10 protein-coding genes are annotated in these 13,628 nt (G+C 46.1%); 9 read left to right on the top strand and 1 reads right to left on the bottom strand.

The window, feature by feature from the left end:
* Nucleotides 1–113: 113 nt before the first annotated feature.
* From LC508_RS22265 to LC508_RS22295, 7 genes are all read left to right on the top strand, one after another.
* Nucleotides 114–2,390 carry a glycoside hydrolase family 3 C-terminal domain-containing protein gene (locus tag LC508_RS22265; protein ID WP_103731444.1) on the top strand — a complete coding sequence of 759 codons (2,277 nt, stop codon included), beginning with the start codon at nucleotides 114–116 and terminating at the stop codon, nucleotides 2,388–2,390.
* A 142-nt stretch (nucleotides 2,391–2,532) separates the two neighbouring features.
* On the top strand, nucleotides 2,533–3,516 hold the full coding sequence (locus tag LC508_RS22270) for a Gfo/Idh/MocA family protein (RefSeq protein WP_103731445.1): 984 nt from the start codon (nucleotides 2,533–2,535) through the stop codon (nucleotides 3,514–3,516).
* Nucleotides 3,517–3,542: 26 nt separating this feature from the next.
* The gene (locus tag LC508_RS22275; protein ID WP_103731446.1) at nucleotides 3,543–4,649 is read left to right on the top strand and encodes a lactonase family protein; all 1,107 of its coding nucleotides are present in this window, start codon (nucleotides 3,543–3,545) and stop codon (nucleotides 4,647–4,649) included.
* A gap of 95 nt (nucleotides 4,650–4,744) precedes the next feature.
* Nucleotides 4,745–6,100, top strand: coding sequence for an MATE family efflux transporter (locus LC508_RS22280; RefSeq protein WP_033139186.1), 1,356 nt, complete (start codon nucleotides 4,745–4,747; stop codon nucleotides 6,098–6,100).
* Between the two features lie 16 nt (nucleotides 6,101–6,116).
* Nucleotides 6,117–6,632, top strand: a complete 516-nt coding sequence (locus LC508_RS22285) for an O-acetyl-ADP-ribose deacetylase (protein ID WP_103731447.1) — start codon at nucleotides 6,117–6,119, stop codon at nucleotides 6,630–6,632.
* A 185-nt stretch (nucleotides 6,633–6,817) separates the two neighbouring features.
* Nucleotides 6,818–7,945, top strand: a complete 1,128-nt coding sequence (locus LC508_RS22290) for a ComEC/Rec2 family competence protein (protein WP_103731448.1) — start codon at nucleotides 6,818–6,820, stop codon at nucleotides 7,943–7,945.
* Nucleotides 7,946–8,006: 61 nt separating this feature from the next.
* Entirely contained in the window at nucleotides 8,007–9,893 is a 1,887-nt protein-coding gene (locus LC508_RS22295) for an IS1096 element passenger TnpR family protein (protein WP_158587261.1), read from the top strand.
* 88 nt (nucleotides 9,894–9,981) lie between these two features.
* Here LC508_RS22295 and LC508_RS22300 read toward each other — a convergent pair whose 3' ends face one another.
* Nucleotides 9,982–11,337 (bottom strand): putative ABC transporter permease, encoded by a 1,356-nt coding sequence (locus LC508_RS22300; protein WP_103731450.1) that lies wholly within the window; start codon nucleotides 11,335–11,337, stop codon nucleotides 9,982–9,984.
* A 591-nt stretch (nucleotides 11,338–11,928) separates the two neighbouring features.
* On the opposite strand from LC508_RS22300, the gene spoIIID reads away from it, so the two are divergent.
* Both spoIIID and LC508_RS22310 read left to right on the top strand, forming a co-directional pair.
* A complete protein-coding gene (gene spoIIID / locus LC508_RS22305; protein WP_033139152.1) occupies nucleotides 11,929–12,186 on the top strand; it encodes a sporulation transcriptional regulator SpoIIID in 258 nt (85 codons plus the stop codon).
* Nucleotides 12,187–12,270: 84 nt separating this feature from the next.
* Nucleotides 12,271–13,605, top strand: coding sequence for an MATE family efflux transporter (locus LC508_RS22310; RefSeq protein WP_052098778.1), 1,335 nt, complete (start codon nucleotides 12,271–12,273; stop codon nucleotides 13,603–13,605).
* Nucleotides 13,606–13,628: the final 23 nt, after the last annotated feature.

Consider the following 13,628-nt stretch of genomic DNA (forward strand, 5'->3'; position numbering starts at 1 on the left):
CAGCATGATTTTGATATTCTCCGGAGCATATACGTGGTATTTTAAGGGTATAGCTCATCATGCGGCACAGCCGTTGGAGAGCATGATGAATTTATGCAAAGGAGCGAATAAGCATGAAACGTGATGTGAAAGCAATTGTAAAACAGATGACACTGGAAGAGAAGGCGGGGATGTGTTCCGGTAAGGATTTCTGGCATTTGAAAAGTGTGGAAAGGCTGGGGATTCCTGAGGTGATGGTCAGCGACGGACCTCACGGACTCAGAAAGCAGGATAAGGAGGCAGACCATCTCGGAGCAAATGAGAGTATCAAAGCCGTGTGTTTTCCTACTGCCTGTGCGACTGCCTGTTCATTTGACCGGGAGCTTTTAGAGACTTTAGGTGAGACGCTGGGAGACGAATGTCAGGCGGAGAATCTGTCTGTCATTTTAGGCCCGGCAGTAAATATTAAGAGGTCACCGCTGTGCGGAAGGAACTTTGAATATTTTTCAGAAGACCCGTATCTGGCTTCACAGATGGCTGCAGCGCATATAAAGGGTGTGCAGTCGAAAAATGTGGGAACATCCATCAAACATTTTGCGGCAAATAATCAGGAGCACAGAAGAATGTCATGTTCCTCTGAAATAGATGAGAGAACTTTCCGGGAGATTTATCTGGCAGCTTTTGAGGCCGCAGTGAAGGAGAGCAGACCCGATACCGTGATGTGCTCTTATAATAAGATCAACGGAACATTTGCGTCTGAGAACCACAGACTGCTCACGGAAATTCTGAGAGATGAGTGGGGATTTGAAGGATACGTTATGTCTGACTGGGGTGCAGTGAACGACAGGGTAAAAGGACTGGAAGCAGGTCTTGACCTGGAAATGCCGGCAAGCGGCGGACATACAGATGCGGAGATTGTGGAAGCTGTGAAAACAGGTGTGCTTGATGAAGCGGTTCTGGATACAGCGGTTGAGAGAATCCTAAATATTATCTTCAAATTCTCAGATAACCGTCAGCCCGGCAAATTTGATAAGGAAGCAGATCACAATCTGGCAGCCAGAATCGCGAGAGAGTCCATGGTGCTTTTGAAAAATGATGGAATCCTGCCTCTGAAGGGAGAAGGACAGAAGATTGCGTTTATCGGAAAATTTGCAGAGAAGCCCCGGTTCCAGGGAGGCGGAAGTTCTCATATCAACTCCTTTAAGGTGACAAGCGCGCTGGATGCAGTCAAGAAATACGCGGATGTGTCTTATGCACAGGGATATGACGTGAAAGAGGACAAAGTGGATGAAGCCATGTTTGCTGAGGCAGTGGAGACGGCTGAACATGCGGATATCGCTGTGGTATTTGCAGGTCTTCCGGATGCGTTTGAGTCTGAGGGGTATGACAGGGAGCATATGAGAATGCCGGAGTGCCAGAACAGGCTAATCGCGGAAATCGTAAAAGTACAGCCGAATACAGTGGTGGTTCTTCACAATGGTTCCCCTGTGGAAATGCCGTGGGCAGATGATGTGAGAGGAATCCTGGAGTCTTATCTCTGTGGACAGGCGGTGGGAGAGGCCCAGGCGGATATTCTCTTCGGCAGAGCCAATCCATGCGGTAAGCTGGCAGAGACCGTTCCCTATAAATTATCCGACAACCCGTCTTATCTGAACTTCCCGGGTGATGGGAAGACCGTGGAGTACAGAGAAGGAGTATTTGTGGGATACCGCTATTATGATACCAAGGAAATGGCAGTGCGTTATCCTTTTGGCTATGGACTTAGCTATACTACATTTGAGTACAGCGATCTGAAGCTGTCAGCAAAGGAGATAAAGGATACGGACACTCTGACGGTTTCACTTAAGGTTAAGAATACCGGAAGTATGGCCGGCAAGGAGATCGTACAGCTTTATGTGGCAGATAAGACCAACGCTGCCAGCAGACCGGTTAAGGAATTGAAGAATTTTGTCAAGGTAGAGCTGGCGCCCGGTGAGGAAAAGGTTGTTGCTATGGAGCTGGATAAGAGAAGCTTTGCATGGTACAATACGGAAATTTCTGACTGGTATGCAGCCACCGGCACATATGAGATTCTTGTGGGAAGTTCCTCCAGGGATATTCTTTTAAAAGATGCGGTGCAGCTTACTTCTACAACGAAGATTCCTGTGAAAATCCACATGAACACCACCGTTGCGGAATTGCTCGCAGAGCCGAAGGCAAAAGAGATCATGAGCGGCCTGCTGAAAACCATGATGGCAAATATAGGTGCCGGTGATGAGGAAGGCAGTGCGGCAAGTGAAGCTATCTCACCTGAAATGTCTTTGAAAATGATGGAGAATTCACCACTCAGGACATTCAGAAGCTTTGCGGGAGTGAGCACACAGGAAGTGCAGGCACTGATTGAGAAGCTCCAGGCAGCCGTGGATCAGTGATGTGAGAACAGCAGCAAATATGAATTATAATTTTAACGGACAGGCGGGAAAGTATATTCCCGGCTGTCCGTTTGTGGTATACTGTATGTGGCATAATTATTGAGAAAAATAGCGGCAGTTAAACGGATGAGGAGGAATCAATATGTTTCGATGGGGAATTATGGGCGGCGGTTTTATATCATCCCAGTTCGCAAAAGGGCTGGAAGAAGTGGCGGATATGCAGGTGGAGGTACTGGCCTCCCGGTCCGGAAGGAATGATTACGGGATACAGGCAAAGAAATACTGCTGTTCCTATGAAGAACTGGTAAATGACAAAGATGTGGATGCTGTTTATGTGGGGACCATTCATCCTCAGCATCTGGCGTGCGTCAAAGCCTGCTTAAAAGCAAAGAAACCCGTGCTGTGTGAAAAACCGGTGACAATGAATGCCCGGGAACTGGAAGAGATCCTTGAGCTGGCAAAAGAGAATCATACCTTTTTTATGGAAGCTATGTGGACAAGATTTATCCCTGCAATGAGAGAGCTGAAAAAGGAAATACAGGCAGGTGTGTACGGAAAAGTGCATAATATGCATTTTACATTTGGCGGGCCGGCCAAGCCGGAGACAAGGCGTCTGTTTGAGGCTGAATTGGGAGGCGGTGCGCTCCTCGATGTGGGTGTTTACGGTGTAAGCGTTGCGCAGTATCTTCTGGGAGAAACACCAGATGTGATACACGCGTGGTCTGAAAAGAATGAGGAGACAGTGGATTTGAATACCTGTATCCAGATGACTTATCCCTGCGGATGTCTGGCGGATATGGTATTTTCCATCAATAGAAAAGTGGACAACCGGGCAGTGATCATCACGGATAAGGCTGAACTGGAAATTCCGTATTTCTGGCGTCCCAATACGGTCTATCTGTTTGAACCAAATGAGGATTTCCGCACGGATACGCTGAAAGAAAAAAGAGTCGTCGAAGTGGCCGGAAACGGATACCATTACGAGGCACTGGAGGTAGAAAAAATGTTGAAAGAGGGCAGGACAGAGAGTCCGGTTATGCCCTGGGCGGAAAGCCTCCGGATCATGAGGGAACTGGATGAGATCAGAAGGATCTGCGGGATCTGCTATCCTCAGGATGCCAAGTAAAGTAAGAAAAAAGGAGATGAGACCGGATGTCAGAAGGGAAACAGAAGTTTTTGATCGGTACATATACGGAAACCGTTATATTCGGTGACGGAAGCCGTTTTAACGGCAACGGACAGGGGATATATCTGGCTGAAATAGATATGACAGCAGGAAAAATGAAACAGGATCAGCTGATAGAAGGGATAAAGAATCCCTCCTATGTCTGTGCAGATAAAGCAGGAAAAAGGATTTACGCGGTGAGTGAGCTGGAAGAGTATGAAGGACTTGAAAGCGGAGCTGTCAGTGTTTATGAAACCGGGAAGGACGGCATGATGAGGCTGGTGGACAGAAAACCTTCCATGGGAACCAATCCCTGTCATCTTTATCTGAATGAGGAGGAGAGGATATTATATATCAGTAATTATGGCAGCGGTTCTGCCTGCGCATACAGGATAGGGGAAGACGGGCATTTCCGGGAACCGGCAATGGTGATACAGCATCAGGGACATTCCGTTGATGAGGAGCGGCAGGAGGGACCTCACGTACATTCTATCCATCCATGCCGTTTTGCGGAAGGTGTGCTTGTGTGTGATTTGGGGCTGGACAAAATAAGCCGTTGTGTGGTGCGGGAACAGAAGGGTGAATGGACTTTTACAGAGGTGGAGAGCTGGATGACAAAGCCCGGATATGGTCCGAGAATGCTGGTATACCATCCGTTTCTTCCCATGTTTTATGTAGTGCAGGAGATGGGAAACAGGGTTCTTGTATATGACTATGGAAGCGGCACACTTCAAGAAGTACAGGATGTTTCCAGCCTCATGGAGAAGGACAGAAAAATACCGAATACAGCGGCGGAAATCCGCATTAATTCTGCCGGGACAAAGTTATATGTTTCCAACAGGGGAGCTGACAATATCAGTGTATATGATGTGGACCGTGAGGGAAGGCTTGCGCTCACAGGCAGTATCTCCTCCGGAGGAAAGACACCGCGCTGCTTTGCAGCGGCAGAGGACAGAGATTCGGGGATTACATATCTGGTCATTGCAAACCAGGATTCCAATGAGATCATTTCGGTGAAGCATATGGATTTCAAAGAGGCGGCAGCAGAAGACAGTATGCAGGTGGGTAGTCCTGTTTGTATCTGGCTTCTGTAAGAAATGATGTCTGACGCAGTACGGCAGATTTAAAATTGTTTTGGTTTAAAACAGAGAGTAAGGCGGCAGAATTCCGCCTTAGAAGGAAGAGGAAAATGAAGAAGTCATACGAAATAGATATGTGCAACGGGCCGCTTTGGGGAAAGCTGCTGCTGTTTTCTGTGCCGCTTATTTTATCCGGTATTCTGCAGCTTTTGTTTAATGCGGCAGATATTGTGGTTGTGGGAAGGTTTTCTGGAAATCATGCTCTGGCAGCCGTGGGGTCTACCAGTTCTCTGATACAGCTTTTTGTCAATGTATTTATTGGGTGTTCCATTGGGACAAATGTTTTGGTCGGAAGGTTCTGCGGGGCGAAGGATTCTAAAAATGTAAGCGAGACAGTACATACATCTATTTTGTTCAGTATTGTCTGCGGCTGTATTCTTATATTTCTGGGTGTAGCGTTTGCCAGGCCAATGCTGGAGTGGATGGCAACACCTCCGGAGGTTCTGGGGCAGGCAGTGCTCTATATGAGGATTTTCTTTGTAGGGATGCCGGCTATGATGCTCTATAATTTCGGTGCAGCGGTGCTGAGAGCTACAGGAGATACCCAGAGGCCTCTTTATTATCTGCTTCTGGCCGGAGTTATCAATGTGGTGCTGAATCTGTTCTTTGTTATTGTCTGCGGTCTTGGCGTGGCGGGTGTGGCGCTTGCTACGATTATTTCTCAGGCAGTGTCAGCACTTTTGATTCTGCGCTGCCTTATGCATACAGAGGGAATGTGCAGGCTGGAACTTAGAAAGCTGAAAATACATAAAGACAAGTTAAAACACATTGTCCGCATTGGTCTTCCGGCAGGGATGCAGAGTGCCATTTTTTCCATATCCAATGTATTGATCCAGTCCTCTGTAAACTCTTTCGGAGCCATTGCCATGGCAGGAAATACAGCAGCATCCAATCTGGAGGGGTTTGTATATACCTCCATGAACTCTATTTACCAGGCTGCATTGAGTTTCACCAGCCAGAATATGGGGGCCGGTAATCAGAAACGGATTAGTCAGATTTTATGGAGGTGTCTGGTGCTTGTGACGGTCATCGGAGGAATCTTCGGATGTCTGATGGTATTATTTTCACCGCATCTTCTTGGAATCTACTCCTCGGATGCAGAGGTGATCGCTTACGGAATACAGAGGCTTAAAATCATATGTCTTCCCTATTTTCTCTGTGGTATCATGGAGGTGCTGGTGGGAAGTCTGCGCGGTATGGGATATTCGGTTCTGCCTATGCTGGTGTCCCTGACAGGGGCCTGCGGGCTTAGGATCGTCTGGATATTTACCATATTTGTATGGCAGCACAGTCTGTTTGTCTTGTATCTGTCGTACCCTATAACCTGGGTGATCACTGCAGCGGCACATATGGTCTGCTGGTGCAAACTGCGGCAGATGATGAAAAAACGGCAGATGGCAGGATAGGAAAGGAGAGGTCAGTATGGGGATTTTTAAAATTGAAACAGGCGATATTACAACGTATTATGTGGATGCCATTGCAAACGCTGCAAATTGTTCTCTTCTGGGCGGCGGTGGTGTTGACGGGGCCATCCACAGAGCGGCGGGACCGGGGCTTTTGAATGAATGCAGAGCACTTGGCGGATGTGAGACCGGACAGGCAAAGATAACAAAAGGGTATCAGCTTCCTGCAAAATATGTGATTCATACTCCGGGGCCTGTCTGGAACGGCGGCGCTTTCGGAGAGGCGGAACTGTTGAAAAGCTGTTATGAAAACTGTATCCGGTTAACTCATGAAAATGGCTGCAGGACTGTGGCATTTCCATCAATCAGCACAGGGATTTACGGATATCCTCTGGAGCAGGCGGCTGAGATCGCAGTGAAGACGATTTACGAGGGACTGGAAAAGTATCCTGATATAGAAGAGATTATTATGGTATGTTTTAGTGAGAGGGTGGAAAAGGCTTATAAAAAAGCGTGTTATGATTCAGCCGGTTGAATTGTTATGTGGATCAGCCCATTAAAATTGTTGTTTGATGGGGGATGTCCTGTTGCTGCTTTTACGCACAGCCTGTGCAGGAAATGTGCAGAACTGATTGGATAGTTGCAAAAAACGTATGTATTGTGGAGAAAACAGACAGGTGAACAGGCACCAGGGATAAGACGGGAAAGGAATTAAGGGAAATGAAGAAATGGAAAAATTTATTAGCCGGGCTGGTGGTTCTGGCATTACTTTTGGTAGGATGCAGCTCCGTGGGGCAGACGGCGGATGGGAGCCAGCCGGAGGTCGGTGGTCAGCCTATAGGCGAAGCAGAAGGCAGCGGCCGGCTGAACGTACATTATCTGGATGTTGGGCAGGGAAATGCAGCGCTTCTGGAATCTGAAGGGCACTATATGCTCATAGACGGAGGAAACAGGAAAGCATCCTCCTTTGTGGTAAGCTATCTGAAGCGTCAGAATGTGGAGTCTTTGGATTACATATTGATATCCCACTTTGATGAGGACCACCTGGCGGGAGCTATTGGTGCGCTCTACCAGTTTCCGGCAGGAAAAGTCATCACGGCTGATTATGAGACAGATTCTTCCATTTATAAGTCCTATCAGGATGCCATGGAGAAACAGGGGTACGAGGAGACGCATCCGTCCCAGGGCGATGTCTTTTCCCTTGGAAGTGCTTCCGTGAGGGTCATTTCTCCGATTTCTTATGGCCACGAGGACGAGAATGAGGATTCAGTGGGAGTGATTGTGGAAAATGGGGATAATCGTTTCTTTTTTGGCGGTGATATGGGGAAAACCGGTGAGAAACAGGTAATGGAATCCGGTGCAGATATTGCGGCAGATGTATTTCTTTTAAACCACCACGGTTCCTACCTGAGCAGCAGATTTCTGGAACAGATTTCCCCTTCCTATGCAGTGATAAGCTGCGGAGACGGCAACAGCTACGGACATCCCAGACAGGATACCATAAAGCTGTTGGAGGATGACGGGATTCCCGTATTCCGTACGGACAAACAGGGAACGATCATTCTCCACAGTGATGGAAAAACAATATCCTGGGAACAGGAACCCTGCAACGATTATACACCCGGTACCAGGACTGCGAGCGGCGATAAAGAAGAGCCGTATGTGGAGGAAAATAACAGTGACGCAGAGCACTGCGACTATGTTTTGAACACACATACAAAGAAGATTCACCTGCCTTCCTGCTCGTCGCTGAAAGGAATGAAGGAAGACAATAAAGCTTATTATAAAGGCAGCAAAGACGAGCTGATAGATAACGGATATGAGGCATGCGGGAATTGTAAGCCATGAGGCTGATTAAAAATAACGAATCAGTACAAACGATTGAATTTAAATGAAAAGAGGTGGAATTATGAAAGCATACCAGATGAAAATAGCAATTAAAAATTCCCATCCACCCATATGGAGAAGGTTTATTGTTCCGGCCGGACTGAGTTTTTCACAGCTCAGTATCGTTCTCAACGAGGTTATGGGTTGGTGCGGATATCACTTGTTTAAATTTGAATATTATCACTTGAAGATAAGTATTGAAGAGGAATGTGAAGACTTCGCAGATATGGATGATATGGAATATCTGGAGGCATCTGAAACAATCATAGATTCTTTTATGGAGCAGGAGGACTGGTTTTCTTATATATATGATTTCGGGGACTATTGGGAGCATAGGGTGACCATCGAAAAAGTCATAGAGGATTATGAGTTTGCCTATCCTGTTGTTTTAAAGTATAAGGGAGAAACACCGTATGAGGACTGCGGGGGTATTTATGGATATTATGATCTTCTGGAGATTCTGAAGGATTCCTCCCATCCTGAATATGAAAGTATGAAAAAATGGACAGAGGGACATTTTACTCCAAAATATGATTTGGCAGAAGTGAATGCATCGTTAAAGCATATGGCTTTGGAAAATAAGAAAAGCAGTCCCATGATCCAGAGTGAGATTTACGAAGATTTAACCAAGAAGGGAAGCGGTTTTAAAACTATTCAGGGCACAGCAAAAGATTGGGATTATAACAGAGATGAAGTCATGAGAACGGATGCATTATCTGAAATGAGTAATCTTATTAAGGAGTATGAGTCGAAATACAGTCAGCTTAAAGAAGAGCTGGAAGCGAATTTGTCCGATGGATCACTCAGAGATATTTTAGAGGATTATCGGAAAGATGAGTTGCAGGAGATCTGTAAAATACATGGCATTTCCGGCTGCAGCAAATTATTAAAGAAGGATCTAATAGATTTTCTATATCAAAAGCTTCTGTCAAAGGAAGTCATGTGCAGATGTCTGTTGTATATGAATGATGTGGAATTGTCACTTATGGATAAAGAGGTTACCGGTGTGGATGAATCCGAAGATGTGTTGAATCTTGTGGAGAGCGGATATGCCGGAGCCACCTATATGGGAGCGGTGTACGTTCCGGAAGATGTGAAAGCTGCCTATTGTAAAAACTGTGATGAGGAGTGGAAAGAAGAGCGAAAAAGGGTACAGGATATCTTTCTCCATATCAACGCCTGCGCAGAGTTGTATGGAATCTGCCCCATAGAACGAATGATTTCCATGTATGAAAAGAACACGGGAAATACTATCTCAGAGACAGAGCTGCAGGAGTTTTGCATCCGAATCCCCGGATATTTAAAACGTTTTGAGATAGTTGGGAACGAACTGGTTCAGGAACAGGTGATAGAAGCAGATAGAATACAGTATCTTAAAAATATACAGGGAATTAAGGCTTATTATACTCCAACAATAGAAGAGATACAGACACTCGGAAGTTATTTCTATCTTCCTTTTGACAGGTATATGGATGCAATGGCAGATTTTTTCATGGAATTTTCGGAAGAGGAAGAAGAGGACGCCCGGGAATTATGTAGGAATATCCAGCGCATTATCCGTCTGGGGGGACAATTAGGAGATATAATGAGATATCTGGACAACGAGCTGATTATGATCGACGAGGAGGACTTCCCTCAGCTTGCAGAAATTCTGATGAGAGTCTGGAATCACACACGTATGCATATGAACCGGGGATATATGCCGGATGAAATGTCATATAACGGGGATGTAAAAACATTACAGGAAGAAGCAGACGAGATGGGATTTCAGCCGCTTCACGATGTGTCACGCGGAAAAGCGGAAATCATTGATTTTCAGGAAGAGCACAGGAAAAAGATATATCCAAACGATCCCTGCCCATGTGGTTCGGGCAAAAAGTATAAGCATTGTTGTGGTAAGAAAAAATAAAACGATGTTCCTTCAAGAATATAAGAAAGACAAGATGCGGAGGCAGTGTCCGGAATCTTGTCTTTTTCTTTAGGCATTTTTAGTGGGTTTAGTCATCAACCAATATAGCATTTGGATAGATATGTTCCATGCGTTCATCGGTAAAATGTTTATCCAGAAAACGTGTGACCGCATTTTCGGCAGACGATATATTGGAGTGGCGTTCCGTGTATCGGTTAAGCGCAAGGCCTGACATGATCATGTTGAATACCATGAACAAGATCATAAGCCATGTGATGGGAACTCCGGCTTTTTTCGGGATTTTTTCTATCAGTGCGGACAGCCGCGGGTAAAGAATTTTTAGCCAGATGACTGCGGCAATGCCCCAGAAAAAACAGTAAAGCAAGTTGATACGGCCTCCCAGATTAAAAGGAACGTCACTGTAATCCCAGAACACAGTACCGAAAACCAGCTCTGTAAACACACTGCATATGTATTCATAAGCTCCGCCTAATACGGTACCGAAGATAAAAATATAACTGTCACTGCGATTGCGGTATTGATATAAAATAGCAGTCAGCAGTACACAGCCCAGGCCCCATACAATACTGAACGGCCCGTAGACGACACTGCTGCGGCTCATTAATTTACCGGTAGTTGCAAGGCAGAAAATGGTTTCCGTGATATCTCCAAGAAAAGCTCCGAGGAAAAACAGACAGACCAGTTTATAGAACGAACAGCCGACAGCAAACACACCGGCGCGCTCTTTGGCTGCCTCAAGCTGCCGTTCCTTTTCCTGTCTGGCAGCTAATAATTCTTTCGCCTCCAGGCTGGGATAAGCCTTAGCCATATGTTTCTGTACCCATCCGGTCAGCCCTTCGCCCATCATATCTGCAGCCTTTTGCAGATTTTCAGATACACCCTCAATGATAGAGAGTCTTCGCAGCCTGGAATGAACGGCTTTGATAGCCATAATCGTTCCTGCCAGATCGAGACAGAGAACCGCGTACAGGACAATTAACAATATGGTTCCCGGGTTGGAGGGAATCAAGACGAGCAGTTCCTTCAGGGATGGGTTGATAAAGGAAATACAGACTACGGCAGAGATTCCCCACACAACCGTGTATGGAAGGTTGACATAACCTCCAAATTGAAATCTTTTCCGTGAGTAATCCCACCATTTCCGGTGGAATATTTTCTCCAGAACAAAACCGGTAGAAAACGTGATAACAGATGAAAGAATCACCCCGCCCAGAAAAAGAAAGAACAGGTGATTTCTGAGTTCAGGCAGAAAGACCGCAAATGCCACTGCGCCGAAACCATAAGCCGGACAATAGGGACCGAATAAAAAACCTACGTCAATGAACCGATGCTCCCTGACCGCCGCAACCGACGTGCCGATTGCCCAGCCAATGAAAGAATAGAGTAAGTAAAACCATAGAAGTTGGTATAGTGTGTAGTTCAAGTTATGCCTCCTTTTGGGTGATGCCGGATGATAAGGGTTTTAGTATACCATATACGCGGGGGGAAGGGATGTCAAGTATAAGTGTAGAGAGAATTTCCGGTGCGAATTGAGAGGGAGCATGGATTTATCGGGAGATTCGCACTTGTAGTGGGGCTGAAAATGGGAAGAAGGGGTGGTGGGGAGTGAGAGGAATCTGTGGAAATTAATTGTAAATATGAGAATAATATGATATTATATACAAGATGTAGTGAGGATGTTTGTGTATTTTTGCTATCGCTGCCTGCGCGGTGGCGTGGATTGAAATCCCCAAAGCCCGTTGGTCTCTGCGTCAAATGAAAATCGCTGCCTGCGCGGTGGCGTGGATTGAAATAGGTTGACGTTAAAGACACCGGCATTGGAACCGTATCGCTGCCTGCGCGGCAGCGTAGATTGAGTTAAACCTGACACCCCGGTGCCGATGTTCATATATAATCGCCCCTACGGCGAAATACAATCAAATATCCTACACTACATTAACTAATAATTTGCATTGACATACAACCAAATTTCCCGGCATACATTGTAAAAACAACGTTTCCGGGAGATTTTTCCTTGAAAAGTTATATAGAAGAACGTGCTATATCCATAGCCAACTACATCATTGAAAACAACGCAACAGTCCGCCAGACCGCCAGGGAGTTCAAGGTGAGCAAGAGTACAGTTCACAAGGACGTAACCGAGCGTCTGCTGCAGCTTAATCCTTCACTGGCAAAGTGTGCCCGCAAGGTCCTTGACGTGAACAAGCAGGAGCGTCATATCCGGGGTGGAATGGCTACCCGGGAAAAATATCTGCACAAGGTGCAAAATTAACGAAAGAGACTCTTGTTTTGACAAAAATATGGGCGTATAATTGTTCCTATCAAAATACAAAAGCTTATTGTGAGGGGAAAACAAATGAATCGATTCTTTTCAAATGCGGATTTGCGGAAGCTGATCATACCGCTGATTATCGACCAGTTTCTGCAGGCGTTTGTAGGACTTGCCGATTCTATCATGGTGGCCAGCGTAGGCGAGGCTGCCGTGTCAGGTGTATCCTTGATCGATACGGTTATGGTATTGATCATCAACATTTTTACAGCACTGGCTACAGGAGGAGCCGTTATCGCAGGACAGTTCATCGGGAAAAAGAAAGCTGAGCATGCCTGCCTGGCAACCAACCAGCTGCTGTCCTTTACCCTGAAAGCATCCTGCATCATTATGGTGCTTGGATATCTTGGGAAGAACCTTATTATCAACGGAGTGTTCGGCAGGATTGAAGCAGACGTTATGTATAACTGCAATGTGTATCTGCTGATCGTATTTGCGTCTGTGCCCATGATTGCCCTGTACAATGCAGGTGCGTCTATTTTCCGTGCCATGGGAAATTCAACCATTGCAATGAAGACGTCCCTGCTTATGAACGCCATCAATCTGGGCGGAAATGCGCTGCTCATCTACGGATTCCACAGAGGTGTGGAGGGTGTGGCAATTCCCACACTTGTATCAAGAGGGGTTGCCTGTGTGGTAATGCTCTGTCTTTTAAATAATCAGAGCAGGATTCTGCATATCCACCATCCGTTTTCATTCAAAACAGACTGGATGCTTCTGAAGAAAATATTATACATTGGTATACCAAACGGTCTGGAAAACAGTATGTTCCAGCTTGGAAAAATTTTGGTGCTCAGTATTGTTACGGGATTCGGAACCGCGTCCATTGCGGCAAATGCTGTGTCCAACAATGTGGCCACATTTGCAGTCCTGCCGGGAATGTCCATAGGATTTGCGCTGCTCACAGTGGGAGCACAGTGTGTGGGAGCCAATGATTTTGAGCAGGTACATTATTATACGAAGAAATTGATGAAGGTCGCCTATATTTCCCTGATTGGAATCAATATACTGCTCATGCTTGTAATGCCCTTTATCATCAGGGCTTACGGACTGTCAGCGGAGGCCAGCGGCTACGCTTATAAAATACTGATATATCATTCCATATGCGTAGTGACCATATGGCCGTTGTCTTTTTCGCTGCCAAACACTCTGCGTGCAGCGGCAGATGTGCGTTTTACCATGCTTTTGGCCATTGTTTCCATGTGGATTTTTCGTATCGGATTCTCAGTTCTGCTGGGTGTAAAGCTTCACTGGGGCGTATTTGGCGTGTGGGTGGCTATGACGATTGACTGGCTGTTCCGCGCTGTCTGCTTTACCATTCGATATATCAGAGGAAAATGGCAGCATCAGTCACTTGTCTGAGGATATACATCTGTTTCGGATGC

Origin of the sequence: Blautia parvula, assembly GCF_020215665.1 — a bacterium.
Classification (GTDB): Bacteria; Bacillota; Clostridia; order Lachnospirales; family Lachnospiraceae; genus Blautia; species Blautia celeris.